12 protein-coding genes and 1 pseudogene are annotated in these 17,978 nt (G+C 75.3%); 8 read left to right on the top strand and 5 right to left on the bottom strand.

Annotation, left to right across the window (positions count from 1 at the left end; translation table 11 throughout):
- The first annotated feature begins 87 nt into the window (after positions 1–87).
- From eccE to ABD981_RS36755, 8 genes are all read left to right on the top strand, one after another.
- Entirely contained in the window at positions 88–1,413 is a 1,326-nt protein-coding gene (gene eccE, locus ABD981_RS36720; protein WP_345530546.1) for a type VII secretion protein EccE, read from the top strand.
- 38 nt (positions 1,414–1,451) lie between these two features.
- Positions 1,452–2,333, top strand: a complete 882-nt coding sequence (locus ABD981_RS36725) for a hypothetical protein (protein ID WP_425586547.1) — start codon at positions 1,452–1,454, stop codon at positions 2,331–2,333.
- Positions 2,334–2,568: 235 nt separating this feature from the next.
- The gene (locus tag ABD981_RS36730; protein WP_345530547.1) at positions 2,569–5,715 is read left to right on the top strand and encodes an SCO5717 family growth-regulating ATPase; all 3,147 of its coding nucleotides are present in this window, start codon (positions 2,569–2,571) and stop codon (positions 5,713–5,715) included.
- A 206-nt stretch (positions 5,716–5,921) separates the two neighbouring features.
- Positions 5,922–7,769, top strand: coding sequence for an ABC transporter substrate-binding protein (locus tag ABD981_RS36735; protein ID WP_046912272.1), 1,848 nt, complete (start codon positions 5,922–5,924; stop codon positions 7,767–7,769).
- Between the two features lie 3 nt (positions 7,770–7,772).
- The gene (locus tag ABD981_RS36740; protein WP_046912264.1) at positions 7,773–8,837 is read left to right on the top strand and encodes an ABC transporter permease; all 1,065 of its coding nucleotides are present in this window, start codon (positions 7,773–7,775) and stop codon (positions 8,835–8,837) included.
- A complete protein-coding gene (locus tag ABD981_RS36745) occupies positions 8,834–9,718 on the top strand; it encodes an ABC transporter permease (protein WP_046912265.1) in 885 nt (294 codons plus the stop codon). The genes ABD981_RS36740 and ABD981_RS36745 overlap by 4 nt, the downstream gene beginning before the upstream one ends.
- A complete protein-coding gene (locus ABD981_RS36750) occupies positions 9,715–10,680 on the top strand; it encodes an ABC transporter ATP-binding protein (protein WP_046912266.1) in 966 nt (321 codons plus the stop codon). Before ABD981_RS36745 ends, ABD981_RS36750 begins: the two co-directional genes overlap by 4 nt.
- Positions 10,677–11,699: an oligopeptide/dipeptide ABC transporter ATP-binding protein gene (locus ABD981_RS36755; protein WP_046912267.1), complete on the top strand. Its 1,023-nt coding sequence runs from the start codon at positions 10,677–10,679 to the stop codon at positions 11,697–11,699. Before ABD981_RS36750 ends, ABD981_RS36755 begins: the two co-directional genes overlap by 4 nt.
- A 194-nt stretch (positions 11,700–11,893) precedes the next feature.
- Here ABD981_RS36755 and ABD981_RS36760 read toward each other — a convergent pair whose 3' ends face one another.
- The 5 genes and pseudogenes from ABD981_RS36760 to ABD981_RS36780 all read right to left on the bottom strand — a co-directional run bounded on the left by ABD981_RS36760 (position 11,894) and on the right by ABD981_RS36780 (position 17,848).
- Positions 11,894–12,847 (bottom strand): bifunctional riboflavin kinase/FAD synthetase, encoded by a 954-nt coding sequence (locus ABD981_RS36760; RefSeq protein WP_123955247.1) that lies wholly within the window; start codon positions 12,845–12,847, stop codon positions 11,894–11,896.
- Between the two features lie 150 nt (positions 12,848–12,997).
- Positions 12,998–15,991: pseudogene (locus ABD981_RS39000) on the bottom strand (trypsin-like peptidase domain-containing protein); the annotation flags it as partial.
- Between the two features lie 190 nt (positions 15,992–16,181).
- Positions 16,182–17,081 (bottom strand): tRNA pseudouridine(55) synthase TruB, encoded by a 900-nt coding sequence (gene truB / locus ABD981_RS36770; RefSeq protein WP_046912268.1) that lies wholly within the window; start codon positions 17,079–17,081, stop codon positions 16,182–16,184.
- Positions 17,078–17,518: a 30S ribosome-binding factor RbfA gene (gene rbfA, locus ABD981_RS36775; protein ID WP_046912269.1), complete on the bottom strand. Its 441-nt coding sequence runs from the start codon at positions 17,516–17,518 to the stop codon at positions 17,078–17,080. Before rbfA ends, truB begins: the two co-directional genes overlap by 4 nt.
- Positions 17,519–17,554: 36 nt before the next feature.
- On the bottom strand, positions 17,555–17,848 hold the full coding sequence (locus tag ABD981_RS36780; protein ID WP_046912270.1) for a DUF503 domain-containing protein: 294 nt from the start codon (positions 17,846–17,848) through the stop codon (positions 17,555–17,557).
- Between the last annotated feature and the right edge of the window lie 130 nt (positions 17,849–17,978).

Here is a 17,978-nt window from a genome sequence, read left to right on the forward strand (position 1 = left end):
CCGTGCCCGTGGGGCGGGTAGGGTGATCCAGCCGCCAATGGCCTGGCGGGCCAGGGTGATCGGACGAATTGAGGGGGATTCTCCATCATGGCTTCCGCGACGCGGACGCGGCCCACTGCCGCCACGTCTTCTTCCGCGCCCCCCGTCTCCCCTTCTCCGGGGCCCGGTTCGCCCGTTCCGTCCTCGGTGGCGCCGCGACTCCAGGCGCGCCCCGGGCACTTCGGTTCGTTCCGATTGCAACAGCTCGTGCTGATCGAGGTCGCGGCGGCGCTGCTGCTCGTGGCCGCGGTCGTCGACAAGCTGATGCTGGTCCCCGCGGGAGTGGTCGCGGCGCTGCTCGTGCTGCTGGCGGTGGTGCGCCGGCACCGGCGTTCGCTGCCGGAGTGGCTGTCCACCTTCTTCGCGCTGCGGGCACGGACCCGCCGGGCCGGTTCGCTGACCGTCCCGGAGGGCACCGAGCCGGGGCTCGCCCCGGTCGTCGAGTGCGACCCGGCGCTGCGGACCTACGCGTACAGCGACCGCGACCGGCGTCCGGTCGGGATGATCGGCGACGGCACCTTCCTCACCGCGGTGGTGCGGGTCGAGTCCGAGGCCACGGCGCTGCGCCCGGACCGCTCGGCATGGCCGCTTCCGGTCGGGCTCGTCCGTGAGGTGCTGTCGGTGGACGGCATCCGGCTGGAGTCCGCGCAGATCGTGCAGCACACCCAGCCGGCGCCCGCGCCGCACCTGCCGGCGCAGTCGATGGCCACCCGCAACTACGCGCCGCTGCAGGCGCAGACGGGTTCGCCCGCGCTCCGCATCACGTGGATCGCGCTCAAGCTGGACCCGGAGCTGTGCCCGGAGGCGGTGGAGGCGCGCGGCGGCGGTCTGGAGGGCGCGCAGAAGTGCGTCGTGCGGGCGGCGGACCAGCTGGCGAGCCGGCTGGCCGGGGCCGGGTTCCGGGCCACCGTCCTCACCGAGCAGGAGCTGACCGCCGCGCTCGCCACCTCGACCTGTGCCAGCCCGATGGCGATAGCGCAGGCGGGCCGCGGGCAGGCGCAGGCGCGGCGGACCCAGGAGACGGCGCGGACCTGGCGGGTGGACGACCGGCGGCACACGACGTACTGGGTGGGGCGCTGGCCCCAGCTGGGCGGCGCGGGCGGCGCGGGGGCGTCGATGCCGCAGCTGGTGGCGCTGCTGACCTCGCTGCCCGCGCTGGCGACGACGTTCAGCCTGACGCTGAGCGGCGGTGACCGTCAGGAGGTGACGGTCACCGGACACGTACGGATCACCGGGCGCAGCGACGAGGAGCTGGTGGCCGCCCGGCACGAACTGGAGCGCGCGGCGCGCGGCGTGAAGACGGGTCTGGTGCGGCTCGACCGCGAACAGGTCCCGGGCATGCTGGCGACGCTGCCGCTGGGGGGTGCGCGCTGATGTCGACTCCGGCGAACGGACCGGCGACGGGTCCGGGCATGGGCGCGGGCCAGCCCGTCGGGACGCCCGGGGGCCCCGTCCCCGGTGGGGCGCCCGGCCTGCCCGGCGCCGTGGGGTCCGGGGTGTCCGGCGGACGTCCGGCCGGGGCGCCCGCGCGGCGGGCCGCCTCCGGCGGGGGTGGGTCGCGTGGCGCCGGACGGCGTACGGGGCGGGGCACCAAGCCCCGGTTCGGCTTCGGGCTGATCGGCCCGCGCCGGGACCGCCACTCCGTCCCCCTCGACCAACTCGGTGCGCTGGCCCTGCCGGTGGGCGACGACGGCCTGGTCGTCGGCGTGGACGCCGAGGGCCGGCCGGCCGTGCTCGGCATCAACCGGCCGAGCCCGTACGACGTGACGCTGATCGGCGGCCTGTGGACCGCGCAGGTCCTGGCGCTGCGGGCGGCGGCGACCGGCGCCCGGATCGCCGTCGAGACCGGCCGCGCGCAGGCGTGGACCGCGCTCGCCCAGGCCGCGGGCGGCGGGCAGCCCTGCATCACCCTGCACGACGTGGGCCGGGTGCCGCCGCAGGGCGCCTCGGCCGGCAGCCCCGTGGTCGTCATCCGCGACTGCGGCATGCGGCCGCCGCGCGGCCGGGTCGTGTCCGGGCCCTGGCAGTCCGTCGTGACCCTGCTCCCCTATCTCAGCCCGGTGGCCCCGCGGCTCCTGGAGAAGTCCTCGCTGGTCGGGGTCCAGCGGGTGTCCCCCGACGAGGCCACGCAGATCGGGCGCATCATGGGCCTGCAGCGCGCCGAGTCGGAGGCGCTGTCGACGCTCGCCGACGGCGTGACCCTGTGGTGCACGCCGGGCGACCGGCAGTTCGTGATGACGCAGGCCACGGACGCCGAGACCGGATTGTTGGGCGGCGCGCGCCGGATGGACTGAGCGGCCGGGACCGCGGGACGGGCGAGCGAAACAGGCCCATCCGTCCGCTTTCATATGCGTTTGATTCACCGGGGGTTTCACGCTCCGGTACGCGTGGGTCACTTGGGGCCCGGGCGTGTTCCGCGCGGGGCGCGGCGGGGGGCCGTCGGCCCTGCCCGACGGGCACGGTTGGCGTTTAGGGTGGGAAGGCCCGCCCATGACGGCACAAGGGTGCGCGACCACACCAGGAGGCAAAGTGAACGGCGATCGGGACGAGATCAAGGGGGGTTGGAACCCGCCCGTCGACGATCAGTCCGACGCGGACGCCGCCGAGATGACGGGTGAGTTCACCATCGACTACACCCCTCCGGCCTGGTACACCCAGAACGCGTCGGGCGGTTCGGCCGGTGGCACGGCCACGCCTCCCCCGCCGACCGGGGCGCCGGTCGCGGTGCCGGGCCTCCCGGCGAGCGGCGGCTTCGAGCCGACCTGGGCCCCGACGCCGACGCCCCCGCCCGCGGCCCCGATGCCCGCGCCCGCGGCGCCTCCCGCTCCTGCCGCCCCCGCCGTGCCCGTCGCCCCCGCACCGGTCGTCCCGGCTCCGGCCGCGCCCGCGCCCGTCGCGCCGACGCCCTTCGGCGGTGGCGACGTGGAGAGCGGTGCGACCATGCGCTTCTCCCCCGCCGCGCTGAAGCGCGAGATGGAGGAGCGCTCCGCGGACGGGCCCGCCCCGGACCAGGCTCCGCCGGCGACCCCGGCCGCGCCCGTCGTCGCCCCGGCCGCGCCCGTCGCCGCTCCCGTCGCGTCCCTGGACACGAGCGGGACGCCCGAGGCCGCGGCGGTGACGCCCGGGCCGGCGGCGGACGCCCCGGCCGCTGCGCCGACCCCTGAGTCGGCCCCTGAGCCGGCCCCTGAGCCGGCCCCCGAGCCTGCCGCCGTCCCCGCGCCGGTCGCGGGCGCCGACGACCCGGCCGAGGCCGCGGACGAGACCGCCCCGAGCGGCGAGGCCGACCCGGCGGACACCGAGGCGGAGGCGCCGGACGCCACTTGCGGGACGCCCGAGGCGACCGAGGCGACCGGCGACGACAACCGCGCCGAGGCCGAGCCCGAGACCGCCCCGGACGCCGGGCCGCAGGAGCCCGTGGCCGAGGGGCTGCCGCCGGTCCAGGCCGCCGCGCCCGTCGCCGAACAGGTTCCGGCCCCGTCACAGGACACCCCGCCCGTGGAGCCGGTCCAGCCCGCCCCGCCGGTGCCCGCGCCCGCCGGGCCGCAGGACGGCGTCCCGGGCCCCGGCCTGCCGCCGGTCCAGCCCCAGCCCGCGCCCGGCGTGGCCCCCGTGCCGCCGCAGAGCGCCGGACTGCCGCCGCTGCCGCCCTCGTTCCAGCCCGCGACGCCCGCGCCCGCCCCGCAGTGGCCCGCCCAGGCGACCCCCGGCGAGCAGCCGCCCGCCGCGCCGCTGCCCGCCGCAGCGTCCTGGCCCGCCCCGCCGGTGCCCGCGCCGCAGCCGCCGCAGGGGGGATACGGGTTCCCGCAGCCTCCCGTCGGCGAGCAGCCGCAGCCGTTCCCGGGCCAGGCCCAGCCGCAGCCGCCGCAGGCCCCCCAGCCCCCGCAGGCCGGGTACGGCTTCCCGCACCCGGGCCAGCCCCAGCCGCAGGACGTGCCGCCCGCACCCGTACCGCCCCAGCCCCCGCAGGCCGGGTACGGCTTCCCGCACCCGGGCCAGCCGCAGGACGTGCCGCCCGCACCCGTACCGCCGCAGGCGCCGCAGGGCGGGTACGGCTTCCCGCAGCCCGGCCCGCCGCAGCCGTTCCCCGGCCAGGCCCAGCCCCCGCAGGCCGGGTACGGCTTCCCGCACCCGGGCCAGCCGCAGGACGTGCCGCCCGCACCCGTACCGCCGCAGGCACCGCACGCCCCGCAGTCGCCGCAGCCCGGCAGCCTTCCGCCGGACTACGTCGTGCCGCCCGCGCCCATGCCCTCGCCGGTCGATCCGCGCACCGGGGCCGCGTGGCCGACGGCCGTGACGCACGACCAGCGCGAGCGGTCCGTGCCGGGTGCCCCGCTCGGGTACAACGCGGCCGTCGAGCTCTCCTCCGACCGGCTGCTGCGCAACAACAAGCAGAAGCCCAAGTCCAGCCGCAATCCCGGCGCTTCGGCCCGGTTCAAGCTGGGCGGCAAGAAGGAGGAGGCGGAGCGGCAGCGGAAGCTGGAGCTGATCCGGACGCCGGTGCTCTCCTGCTACCGGATCGCGGTCATCTCGCTCAAGGGCGGCGTCGGCAAGACCACGACGACCACCGCGCTGGGCGCGACCCTCGCCACCGAGCGGCAGGACAAGATCCTGGCGATCGACGCCAACCCGGACGCGGGCACGCTCGGGCGCAGGGTGCGCCGCGAGACCGGGGCGACCATCCGCGATCTGGTGCAGGCGATCCCGTACCTCAACTCGTACATGGACATCCGCCGGTTCACCTCGCAGGCGCCGTCCGGTCTGGAGATCCTCGCCAACGACGTGGACCCGGCCGTCTCGACGACCTTCAACGACGAGGACTACCGGCGGGCGATCGACGTCCTGGGCAAGCAGTACCCGATCATCCTGACCGACTCCGGCACCGGTCTGCTCTACAGCGCGATGCGCGGGGTGCTCGACCTGGCCGATCAGCTGATCATCATCTCCACGCCGTCCGTGGACGGCGCCTCCAGCGCCTCCACGACGCTCGACTGGCTCTCCGCGCACGGCTACGCGGAGCTGGTGCAGCGGTCGATCACCGTCATCTCGGGGGTTCGCGAGACCGGCAAGATGATCAAGGTCGAGGACATCGTGCAGCACTTCCAGACGCGCTGCCGCGGCGTGGTCGTCGTGCCCTTCGACGAGCACCTGGCGGCGGGCGCCGAGGTCGACCTCGACATGATGCGGCCCAAGACCCGTGAGGCGTACTTCCACCTCTCCGCGATGGTGGCGGAGGACTTCGTGCGGGCGCAGCAGGCGCAGGGCCTGTGGACCGGCGACGGGCAGGGCGGGCTGCCGCCGCACATGGCCCCGCCGATGCCGGGCCACCAGATGCCGGGCCAGGCCGCACCCGGCCAGCCGATGCCGGGCCAGCCGATGCCCGGTCAGCCGGCGCCCGGTCAGCCGTACCCGCCGCAGGCCTACCCCCCGCAGGGTCAGCCCGCGCCCGGGCAGCCCTATCCGGGCCAGCCCTACCCGCAGCCGGGTCAGCCGTACGGAGCACCGCCCGCACCCGGACAGCCGTACGGGGCGCAGCCTGGCCAGCCCGCCGTGCCGCAGGGCTGGCAGCAGCCTCCGGCGCAGCCGCTCCCGCCGCAGGCCGATCCGCAGGGGCAGGTCCCGCCGCCCAACTGGCCCCAGCAGCAGCCTCCGCAGCCGCCGCCAGCCCCTCAGCAGTAGGGCGTCACAGGAGTAGACCAATGAGCCCCCGAACCGGTGTTCCGGTACGGGGGCTTTTGGCATTCCCGCAGTCCACACGGGGTTTGAGACATCGTTGACGACGGCAGACCACCGCTGATACACCTTCGCTTCATCCATCGTCAGCCCAAGATCCACGGCACATCCCACGACGCACGCATCCCGACGCGAGGTCACGTCCCATGGTCATGGTCACGAAGGCTCCACCCCGTCCGGCACCCCTCCACAGAGCCCTCCGGCTGGCCGTCGCGGGCGGTGTCGCCGCCGCCTCGCTCATGGCCGTCCCGCAGACGGCGCAGGCCTCCGCGGCGGCCGACGGCAAGGAGGGCTCCGGCACCACGCTCACCGTCGCCGTCTCGCAGAGCGTCGACTCGCTCTCGCCCTTCCTCGCCCAGAAGCTGGTCTCCACCAGCATCCACCGGCTGGCCTACGAGTACCTGACCAACTTCGACCCGAAGGACGCGCGCACCGTCCCGGGCCTGGCGACCGCGTGGCGGTCCTCGCCGGACAAGCTCACCTGGACCTACACGATCCGCAAGGACTCGAAGTGGTCCGACGGGCAGCAGGCCACCGCCGAGGACGCGGCGTGGACCTTCCGGAAGATGATGACCGACCCGAACGCGGCCACCGCCAACGGCAGCTTCACGGCCAACTTCAAGAAGGTCAGCGCGCCCGACCCGCAGACCCTCGTCATCGAGCTGAAGAAGCCGCAGGCGACGATGACGGCACTGGACGTGCCGATCGTGCCCAAGCACGTCTGGGAGAAGGTCTCCGACTTCTCCAAGTTCAACAACGACAAGCAGTTCCCGATCGTCGGCAACGGCCCGTTCGTCATCACGGACTTCAAGGTCGACCAGTACATCAAGCTCAAGCCCAACAAGGGCTTCTGGCGCGGGGCGCCCAAGTTCGACGAGCTGGTCTTCAAGTACTACAAGGACGGGGACGCGGCCGTCGCCGCCCTCCAGAAGGGCGAGGTGTCCTTCGTACCGAACCTGACGCCCGCCCAGGCCGCCGCGCTGAAGTCCCAGCCGGACATCAAGGTCAACGACGCCCCCGGCCGCCGCTTCTTCGCGCTGGCCACCAACCCCGGCGCCCGCGCCAGGGACGGCAAGGCCTTCGGCAACGGGAACAAGGCGCTGCTCGACCCCGAGGTGCGCAAGGCGCTCTTCCTCGCCGTGGACCGCGCCACCCTCGTGGACAAGGTCTTCCAGGGCCACGCCGTCGAGGGCGAGGGCTACATCCCGCCGCGCTTCGGCTCCTACTTCTGGCAGCCCGACGCCGGGCAGAGGCGCGGCTACGACCCCGCGAAGGCCGGGCAGGTCCTGGACGCCGCCGGGTACAGGCAGAACGGCGAGGGCAAGCGGGTCGGCAAGGACGGCAAGCCGCTCGACTTCCGCATCCTGTGCCACGCCACCGACCCGAACGACAAGGCGGTCGGCAAGTACCTCCAGGAGTGGTGGGGGAAGCTGGGCATCGGGCTGAAGGTCGAGTGCCTCGACAGCGTCTCGGACCCCTGGGTCAAGGGCGACTACGACCTCGCCTTCGACGGCTGGTCGGTCAACCCGGACCCGGACTACGTCCTGTCGATCCACACCTGCGGGGCGCTGCCCGCGACCCCGAAGGACTCCGGCGCCACCGACAACTTCATCTGCGACCCGCGCTTCGACGCGCTGTACGCGCAGCAGGCCGTCGAGTACGACGCCGCCAAGCGGTCCGCGCTGGTCAAGCAGATGCAGTCGCGGCTGTACGACACCGGGTACATGAACGTCCTCGCGTACCCGAACGCCCTGGAGGCGTACCGCACCGACCAGATCCGCTCCATCACCACGATGCCCGAGGCGGCCGGCAACCTCTGGGGCCAGGACGGCTACTGGAGCTGGTGGTCGGCCGTGCCCGCCGCCCAGGCCTCCGACGGGACGTCCGGGTCCTCCTCCACCGGGGTGATCGTCGGGATCGGCGCCGCCGTGGTGCTGGTCGTCGGCCTCGGGATCTTCCTCGGCCTGCGCCGCCGTTCCACCTCCGACGACCGCGAGTAGCCGGTGACGAGCGCAAGCACTCCCGCCTCCGTGGCCCGGACCGAGCCGGTCCGGGCCGCGGAGGGCGGCGCACCACGGTCCGCCGCCGCCCTCGCGTATCTGCGCCACGCGGCGGGGAAGGTGGCCGGCGCGGCCGTCTCCCTCCTCGCCGTGCTCGTCACCAGCTTCTTCCTGTTCCGGATCATCCCCGGCGACCCGGTCAAGGCGATGACCCACGGACTGCCGACCTCGGCCGAGCAACTGGCCACTCTGCGGCACCAGTTCGGCCTCGACCAGCCGCTGCTCCAGCAGTTCGCCGACTACTGCGCCAAGGCGCTGAGCGGCGACCTCGGCACCTCCTTCCAGTTCCGCGCGCCGGTCGGCGAGCTCATCGCCCAGAAGCTCCCCGCGACCCTGCTGCTCACCGGCACGGCCGTGGTGCTCTACTCGGCGCTCGGGCTGTGGCTGGGCACCCGCTCCGCCTGGCGGCACGGCAGCCTCGGCGACCGGCTCAACACGGGCGTCGCGCTGACCCTGTGGTCGGTTCCGTCGTTCTGGCTCGGGCTGCTGCTGATCATCGTGTTCTCGGTGGGCATGGGCCCGATCCCGGGGCTCTTCCCGACCGGCGGCATGGAGTCGGGCACCGGCGAGACCGGATTCGGGTACGCGCTCGACGTGGCCCACCACATGGTGCTCCCGGTGCTCACCCTGGTCGCCGTCGGCTACGCGCAGACCCTGCTGGTGATGCGCTCCTCGCTGCTCGACGAGATGGGCGGCGACTATCTGACCACCGCCCGGGCGAAGGGGCTGCGCGACGACGCCGTACGGCGCCGGCACGCCGTGCCGAACGCGCTGCTGCCGACGGTCACCATGGTCTTCATCAACCTCGGGCACGTGGTGGCCGGGTCGATCCTGGTGGAGACGGTGTTCTCCTGGCCGGGGCTCGGCGGGCTGTTCTACCAGGCGCTCAGCGTGCCCGACCTGCCCTTGGTGCAGGGCCTGTTCGTGGTCTTCGCCGGCGCGATGATCGTGATGAACCTGATCGCCGACCTGCTCTATCCGCTGCTCGACCCCCGGGTGGGCCGATGACCTCTCTGACCTGGGAACGCCGACGCGGCAGCGTCGCCCGCTTCTGGACGTCCTACCGCACCCACCGGGCCGGTCTCTACGGCCTGCTGGGCCTCGCCCTGATCGCCCTGCTCGCCCTCACCGCGCCGTGGACCGTCGGCGCCGACGTGCAGTCGGTGACCGACGCCCCGGGCACCGCCCTGGAGCCGCCGAGCGCCGAGTTCCCCCTCGGCACCGACCAGTTCGGGCGCTCGCTGCTCGGCCTGCTGGTGTGGGGCGCGCGGATCTCGCTGCTCGTGGGGCTGCTCGCGGCGACCCTCTCCGTCGCCATCGGCACCCTCGTGGGGATCGTCGCCGGGCACTACGGCGGCTGGTTCTCCACCCTCGTCATGCGGATCACCGACTGGTTCCTGGTGATGCCGACGCTGGTCCTGGCCATCGTCCTCGCGACCGTGATGTCCCGCTCGATGTGGACGGTGGTCCTCGCGATCGGCGTGACCAGCTGGCCGACGACGGCCCGGCTGGTGCGGGCGCAGACGATCGCAGTGGAGTCCCGCCCGTACATCGAACGGGCGACCGCGCTCGGCGGCGGGCACGGGCACGTCATGTCCCGGCACGTGCTGCCGAACGTGATGCCGCTCGTGCTCGCCCAGACCACGCTCGGCATCTCGACGGCCATCCTCACCGAGGCGACCCTGGCCTTCCTCGGCCTCGGCGACCCGACCGTGGTCTCCTGGGGCGGGATGCTCCAGGACGCCCGGGAGGCGGGCGCCGTCTCGTCCGGCCACTGGTGGTACCTGGCCCCGCCCGGCATCGCCATCGCCCTGGTCGCGCTCGCGTTCACGCTGTGCGGGCGGGCCGTGGAGTCCGTGCTCAACCCGAAGCTGGGGGTGGGTCGATGACCCTGCTGGAGGTACGGGACCTGAGCGTGACGTACGGCTCCGGGGCGGCCGCCGTCCCCGCCGTGCGCGGGGTCGACCTGAGCCTGCCCGCCGGGACCAAGCTGGGGGTGGCCGGCGAGTCCGGCTGCGGGAAGTCGACGATGGCGCTCGCGCTGCTGCGGCTGCTGCCCGCCTCGGCCCGGATGACCGGGGAGATCCTGCTGGACGGCGAGGACGTCCTCACCATGAAGTGGGGGCGGCTGCGCGCGGTCCGCTGGGCGGGGGCGTCGATCGTCTTCCAGGGCGCCATGCACTCGCTGAACGCGGTGCGGCGGATCGGCGACCAGATCGCCGAGCCGCTGCTGGTGCACGACCGGGCCACCCCGGCGGCGGCCCGGCGGCGGGTCGGGGAGCTCCTGGAGCACGTGGGGCTGCCGGCCGCGCGGGCGGCAGCCTATCCGCACGAGCTGTCCGGCGGGCAGCGGCAGCGGGTGATGATCGCGATGGCGCTGGCCTGCGATCCGCGGCTGATCGTGGCGGACGAGCCGACCACCGCGCTCGACGTGATGATCCAGGCGCAGATCCTGCGGCTGATCGAGCGGCTGGTCGCCGAGCAGGACATCGGGCTGCTGATGATCAGCCACGACCTGGCCGTGCTAGCGGACACCTGCGACCGGCTCGCGGTGATGTACGCGGGCCGGGTGGTCGAGGAGGGTCCGGCGAAGGCGGTGTACGAGGCGGCCGCGCACCCCTACGGGCGGGCGCTGTCCACGGCGTTCCCCCGCATCGGCGACCCGGCCTCCCGGCGGGCCCCGCGCGGTCTGCCGGGCGACCCGCCGGACCCGGCGGGGCTGCCGGGCGGCTGCACCTTCCACCCCCGCTGCCCGGTGGCGGTGGACCTCTGCGCGGAGCAGGACCAGGAGCTGCGGGACGCGGGCGCGGGGCGCCGGGCGGCCTGCGTACACGTGGGGAGCACGAGGTGAGCACCGTCACGGGAACGGGAACGGGAACGGACGCGTCGGCGCCGGCACCGCTGCTGTCGGCGCGCGGGCTGCGGGTGGCCTTCCCCGGGCGGCGGGGCGGGGCGGCCGCGCGGGCGGTGGACGGGGTGGACCTGGACATCGGCGCGGGCGAGATCGTGGCGCTGGTCGGCGAGTCGGGGTGCGGCAAGACCACGCTGGCGCGCTCGCTGCTGGGCCTGGTCCGGCCGAGCGGGGGCGAGGTGTCGTTCGCGGGGACGCCGCTCGCGTATGCGGGGAAGGCGCTGAAGGCGTACCGGAAGCGGGCCCAGCTGGTCCTCCAGGACCCGAGCGGCTCGCTCAACCCGCGGCACACGGTGTACGACGCGGTGGCGGAGGGGCTGCGCATCCACGGGTACCCGGGCGACGAGCGGGCCGCGGTCTGCGAGGCGCTGTCCCGGGCGGGGCTGCGGCCGCCGGAGCGGTTCCTGCTGCGGTACCCGCACGAGCTGTCCGGCGGGCAGCGGCAGCGGGTGGTCATCGCGGGCGCGCTGGTCCTGGAGCCCGAGCTGATCGTGGCGGACGAGCCGGTGGCCTCGCTGGACGCCTCGGTGCGCGGCGAGATCCTGGCGCTGCTGCTGCGGCTGCGCGACGAACTGGGCCTGTCCGCGCTGGTCGTGACGCACGATCTGGGGCTGGCCTGGAACATCGCGGACCGGGTGGCGGTGATGTACCTGGGCCGGATCGTGGAGACCGGGCCGGTCGAGTCCGTCCTGACCGACCCCCGGCACCCCTACACCCAGGCGCTGCTGTCGGTCCTCCCGGAGTCCGGGGGCGAGCCGGTGGTGCTCGGCGGCGAGCCGCCGGACCCGGCGCGGGTCCCGCCCGGCTGCCGCTTCCACGTCCGCTGCCAGGTGCTCGCCGGGGGCCGGGCCGGCGAGGTGGCGGACCGCTGCCGGACGGAGGACCTGCCGGTCCTCGGCGGCGCCGGGGAGCGGGCGGCGGCCTGCCACTGGGCGGGACGGGAGGCGGTGGGGGGCTGAAGCCCGGGCGGTGGCCGTCCGGGAGCCCGCGGGCCCCCAGGACCCCGGGGGCCACGGCCCCGGTCCGCGGCGAGGGCGTCGAGGAACCGCCGGGCCCGACCGCCGCTCGGGGCCCGGCGGGGGCGTCCGCCCGGCGGGACAGTCCGCCCGGTGACGGGCGGCCGGTGACGGGCGGCCGGTGACGTACGGCCGGCTCAGCCCCGGTCGTACGTCTCGGTGAGCTCGCGGCTCTGCTTGACGTCGTCGGCCATCGCCGCGAGCAGGTCGTCGAGCGTGTCGAACTTGAGCATGCCGCGCACGTACGCGAGGAAGTCGACGGCCACGTGCAGGCCGTACAGGTCCAGGCCCACGCGGTCGATCGCGTACGCCTCGACGGTGCGCTCGGTGCCGTCGAACTGGGGGTTGGTGCCGACCGAGATCGCGGCGGGCATCCGCTCGCCGGCGGCGGTCAGCCAGCCCGCGTAGACGCCGTCGGCCGGGATCGCGGTGTGCGGCAGGGTCTCGACGTTGGCCGTCGGGAAGCCCAGCTCGCGGCCGCGCTGGGCGCCGCGCACGACGATGCCCTCGACGCGGTGCGGGCGGCCCAGGATCTCGGCGGCGCCGGCCATGTCGCCCTCGGCGACCAGGCGTCGGGTGAGCGTCGAGGAGAACGGCTCGCCGCCGCCCGCCGCGCCGGTCACCCGCAGGTCGATGACCTCGACCTCGTAGTCGTAGGTGGCGCCCAGCTCGGCCAGGAAGTCGACGTTCCCCGCGGCCCGGTGGCCGAAGCGGAAGTTCGGGCCCTCGATGACGCGCTTGGCGTGCAGCTTGTCGACCAGGACCTTCACGATGAAGTCCGCCGGGGACAGCTGGGAGAACTCGGACGTGAACGGCAGGATCAGCACCGCGTCCACGCCCAGCTCCGCCATCAGCTCGGCGCGCCGGTGGTGCGGGGCGAGCAGCGGCGGGTGGCTGCCGGGGCGCACCACCTCGGAGGGGTGCGGGTCGAAGGTGACGACGACCGAGGGGATGCCCAGCTCACGGGCGCGCTCCACGGCACGCCCGATGATCAGCTGGTGCCCGCGGTGCACCCCGTCGTAGGAGCCGATGGTGACGACGCTGCGCCCCCAGTCCTGGGGGATGTCCTCCAAGCCACGCCAGCGCTGCACTGTGACCGCTCCTCGTCCGCCTGTACCCAAGTCCGCGTGTACGCCTGTTGGCGCAGGTCTAAGACTGCCATGAGCATGCGGCCACGTCGGCATCGGCATGGGTGAGGTGACCTTCGTTACGGCCCGGGGCCGGGCGGGCGGTCCGGCCCGCAGCAGTTCGCGGAGTTCGGCGCGCAGGAAGCGGGAGGCGCCGGTGCCGGGCGCGGCGAGGACGGGGACCAGGGCGGTGCGGACGGCCGGCTGGGGCCCGGCGAGCAGGCGGACGACCAGGGGGTGGAGGACGCAGCGGGCCACCGGCCCCTCCTCCAGCCGGGTGTCGACGAAGGCGGCGACCAGTGCGGCGCCCTCCGGGTGCCGTTCGGCGTACTCGGCGACGAGCTCGGCGGCGCGGCGCGCGAGCCGGGGTGTGGGGACTCCGGCGAGGATCCGCAGCACGGCCGCGGGCTCGTGGCCGTGCAGCCGGGCGCGGAGGGCGTCGAGGACGGGCTCCGGGTGGGTGGCCAGGGCGGCGCCGAGCGCGTCCACGGGCACGCCCGGCTCGGCGAGGGCGCGGGGCAGGTGCCGGGCGCGGGAGTCCGGGTCGCGCACGAGCAGGCCGAGCGCGGGCCCGTGCAGGGCGCGGTCGGCGGGCCGGGCGAGCAGGGCGAGGGCCGCGAAGCGCAGCGTGGCCCGGTCGGCTCCGGTCGTGACGTGCGGGGCGACGCGCCGCCCGTAGGCGGCGGCGGCGGTGCGCCGGTCGGGCCGCCCGTCGTCGTGGGCCCAGCGGTCGACGGCCCGGCAGAGGGCCGTCGGCTCGTCCTCGGCGAGCGCGCCGAGCAGCCCCTCGGCGAGCGGATGGGCGGTGGCGACCAGTGCCTCGCACAGGTCGTCGACGGCCAGCCCCCGGTGGGTGTGCAGCACGGCCTGGGCGGCGGTGCCGACAGTGGCGCCGGGCGCGGCGGCCAGCGGCCGCTCGTCCCCGAACCAGCGGCACAGCAGCGGCTGCACGCCCCGCGGGTCGGCCGCGAGCAGTCCGGCGACGGCGTCGAGGAACCGCGGCGGCGCCCCGGCCCCTGGGGCCGGGTCCGCGGGCACCAGCCGGCGCAGCAGGTCCACCCGCTCCCCCTCGGGCAGCCGCAGCCCCGCCCAGAAACCGGCCCCGAACCCCGGGAAGGCGTCCTGGGCGCCGGGCCGGGCCCCGATCAGGTCGGCGAGGTGCCGCAGGACGGGCAGGTACGGCCGGAGCTCGCGGATCCCGTGCAGGACTCCGGCGAGCAGCCGCGAGGCCCACCAGACGCCCTCGGCGGCCCCGCCCGGCCCGCCGCCGGGGTCCTGCGCCCTTCCCGCGTCCGGGAGGTCCCGGAAGCCCGCGAGGGCGTCCGCCAGCGACGCGAGCCGGGCCGCGAGGGCCTCCGGGCCCTGGTCCCGGTGGAGGTGGTGGAGGGCCTGGAGGACCGGGCCGATGCGGTGGCGGGGCACCGGGAGGCTGCCGGCCGGGGCCGGGTGGCGCACCAGGGAGTCCAGGGCGCGGTCGACGTCCAGGTGGGCGCCCTGGAGCCAGTCGGCGAACTCCTCGTGGGCGAAGCGGTAGCCGGGGCCCGCCGGGACGAGCAGGGCCTCGGTGAGGACCGCGGAGGCCCAGCCCGTGGGCCAGGGGAAGAGCTCCTCGAAGGACTCCCGGTCCAGCTCGCCCTGGCCGGGGCCGAGGCAGCGGCGGGCGGCCTCGTGGACCTGGCCGCTGACCCGCGCGGCGAGCCGGCGCACGGCCGTCCCGCGCACCGCCGGGCGGGTGCCGGCGGCGATCCGGACCGCGACCCGCAGGCACATCAGGGCCAGGTGGGCGGCGAAGACCTCGTCCCGCCCGGGCCGTCCCGCCGCCTCGCCCCGGGCGGCGGCCCGGACCTCGCCGAGGAGCCGGAGGGCCAGCGGGTGCCGGGCGTCCTCCTCGGCGATCGCGTCGTCGGGGACCGCGTGCAGGCGCCGGGCCTCGCGCGCCGCCGGTTCGGTGAGGTCGCCCAGGACGACGGTCCTCGGTCCGGTGACGTACAGCGGTCCGGCCTGCTCCCAGTGCTCCGGGCGGCAGGCGGTCACCAGCCGGGCGCCGTGCGCGGCGAGCCACTGCTCGGTGGCGGTGGTCCAGGGGCCGAGGCGGTGGGCGAGGAGCGGCGGCATCTCCTCGGGGCCGTCGAGCAGGACCAGGAGGGGGCGGTGGGCGGCGCGGGCGAGCGCGGCGGCCTGCTCGGGGGTCGCCCCGGCGGGGTCGCCGGGGGTGCCGGAGGCGGCGGCGACCCGCCCGGCCCGGTGCAGCGCCCGGCCGATCGCGTCGGCGACGGAGCGGTCGTCGGCGCGCAGGTCCGCGCCGCGCAGCCAGACGGTGGGCGCGGGGGCCGGGCCCCGGGCGCGCAGGGCGGCGAGGCCCGCGAGGGCGGTGCTGCGGCCGGTGCCGGGCACGCCGACGACGGCGAGCACGAGGGCCTCGCCGTCGTCCCGGACCCGTCCGGCGGGGAGCTCCTCTCGGGTGCCGGTGGTGGTGGCGGTGAGCTCCAGGACGCCGGCCAGGTTGAGGTCGCGGCCGTAGGCGGGGACGGTGGCGGCGTTGCGGAGCAGCAGCGCGGCGAGCGGTCCGGCAGGGGGCGCCGAGGGCCGCGGTGCGGGGATCGGCAGGGCGTGGCCGGCCGCGCGCCGGTCGCCGTGCAGGGCGGTGCCGAGGACGGCGAGGACGGCTCCGGTGGCGGGGTCGAGGACGGGGCCGCCGGCGGCCGGGCCGCCGGCGTGCAGCGCCTCGGCGCCCTCGGTGCCGATGGCCAGTTCCAGGGCGGGTCCCGGTGTGCCGCCGAGGACCCGTGCCTCGCGCCAGCCGTGCGCGGCGATGCGGACGTACGTGCCGGGCTCGATGCCCTGCCGGGTGGCCAGGGGCAGCGGGCGGGCGGTCAGTCCTTCGGCGCGGACGAGCGCGAGCCCGCTGTCGGGCAGCAGGGTGAGGTCGGCGGGGCCGACCCGTCGGCTGCGGCCGTCGGGGGTGCGCAGCAGGAGGGCGGTGCGGCCGTGGACCACCTCGTGGCCGGTGAGCACCGTGCCCTGGTGGTCGGCGAGGAATCCGGTGCCGCACGGCCGGCCGGCCGGATCCTCGATCCGCACCAGCTCCGCCCGGTCCCCGCTCCCCATGGTCCGACGGTAGGTCGACGGTGATCACGAAGAAAGCGCCCGCCCGAACGCGCCCCCTCGCGCTCCCCCGGTTCGCTCCGAGCGCCTGCCCGAAAGGGTGATGACGCGGTCGGAGGCGGGACAGGAACCCCGGCGGAGGGGGATCGTGGGGCGGGCACGCGCGCGTGCCCGCCCCACGGTGAAGACCTGCTCAGCCGAAGACGGCCAGGCTCTTCGCCTTGCCCCGCTGCGCCTCGACCAGCGCGAGCAGACGCCCGTCCGGCCCGAAGACCGCGACCGCGCCCGCCGGGTACTCCGGCATCTCCAGGCGGACGCCGTTCAGCAGCAGCTTGGCCCGCTTCTCGTCGACGTCCCAGCGGGGGAACGCCGCCGCGGCCGCGTCGGCGACCGGCATGACCGTGAGCTCCTCCTGGAGCTGCTCCAGGGTGCGCGCCGAGTCCAGCTTGTACGGGCCGACCCGGGTGCGGCGCAGCGCGGTCAGATGGCCGCCCACGCCGAGACCGGCGCCGAGGTCGCGGGCGAGCGCCCGGATGTACGTACCCGAGGAGCAGACGACGGAGACCACCAGGTCCACGACCGGGGTGCCGTCCTCCGCGGTGGCCTCGCGCACGTCGTACACGCGGAAGGAGGAGACGGTCACCGGGCGGGCCGGGATCTCGAACTCCTCGCCGCCGCGCACCCGCGCGTAGGACCGCTTGCCGTCGATCTTGATCGCGGAGACCTTCGACGGCACCTGCATGATGGCGCCGGTGAGCTCCGCGACCCCCGCGTCGATCTGCTCGCGGGTGACCTTCGAAGCGTCGACCGACGCCGTGATCTCGCCCTCGGCGTCGTCGGTGATCGTGGTCTGCCCGAGCCGGATCGTGCCCAGATACTCCTTCTCGGTCAGCGCGAGGTGACCGAGCAGCTTGGTCGCCCGCTCCACGCCCAGGACGAGGACGCCCGTGGCCATGGGGTCGAGCGTGCCGGCGTGGCCGACGCGGCGGGTCTTGGCGATCCCCCGCATCTTGGCCACGACGTCGTGCGAAGTGAATCCCGACGGCTTGTCGACGATGACGAGGCCGTCGGGAGTCTTCTGTCCGTTGCTCATTCGGCGGCTTCGTCCCCGCCCTGCTTCTTGTACGGGTCGGCGTCACCGGCGAAGGTCGCGCCCGAGGACGCGTCCCGCACCTTGGCGTCGGAGGCGCGCACCTGGTCGAGGAGGTCCTCGATGTTCTTGGCGGTCTCCGGGAGGGCGTCGGCCACGAAGGTGAGCGTCGGGGTGAACTTGGTGCCCGCGGCCCGGCCGACGGCCGAACGCAGGATGCCCTTGGCGCTCTCCAGGCCGGCGGCGGCGCTGGCCCGCTCCTCCTCGTCCCCGTAGACCGTGTAGAAGACCGTGGCCTCCCGCAGGTCACCGGTGACGCGGGTGTCCGTGATGGTCACGTGCGTACCCAGGCGCGGGTCCTTGATGCCGCGCTGCAGCTTCTCGGCGACCACCTCCCGGATGAGGTCCGCCAGCTTCTTCGCCCGCGCGTTGTCGGCCACTGGTCCTTCTCCTCTTTCTTGCCTTGCTTGCTGAGTTCAGTCTTCGTCCGTGTGGAGCCTGCGTCGAACCGACAGCAGTTCCACCTCCGGACGGGCGGCGACCAGGCGCTCGCACCGGTCCAGTACGTCACTGAGGTGCCCCGGGTCGCCCGACACCATCGCGACGCCGATCTCGGCCCGCCGATGGAGGTTCTGGCCCGACACCTCCGCCGCGCTCACGGAGAACTTCCGCTGGAGCTCGGCGACGATCGGCTTGACGACGGAGCGCTTCTCCTTCAGCGACCGTACGTCGCCGAGGAGCAGATCGAAGGACAGCGTCCCCACATACATGTATGCCCGGATGTCCCGCCGGTTCGGGTTCGTGGCCCCGCCAACCGCTTGGCAGGGACATCAGAACCGTACACGCAACGGCCGGGGCCGATCGACGGAATTCCTTCCCGCCGACCGGCCCCGGATCAAC

It is taken from the genome of Streptomyces showdoensis (genome assembly GCF_039535475.1).
GTDB classification, from domain to species: domain Bacteria; phylum Actinomycetota; class Actinomycetes; order Streptomycetales; family Streptomycetaceae; genus Streptomyces; species Streptomyces showdoensis.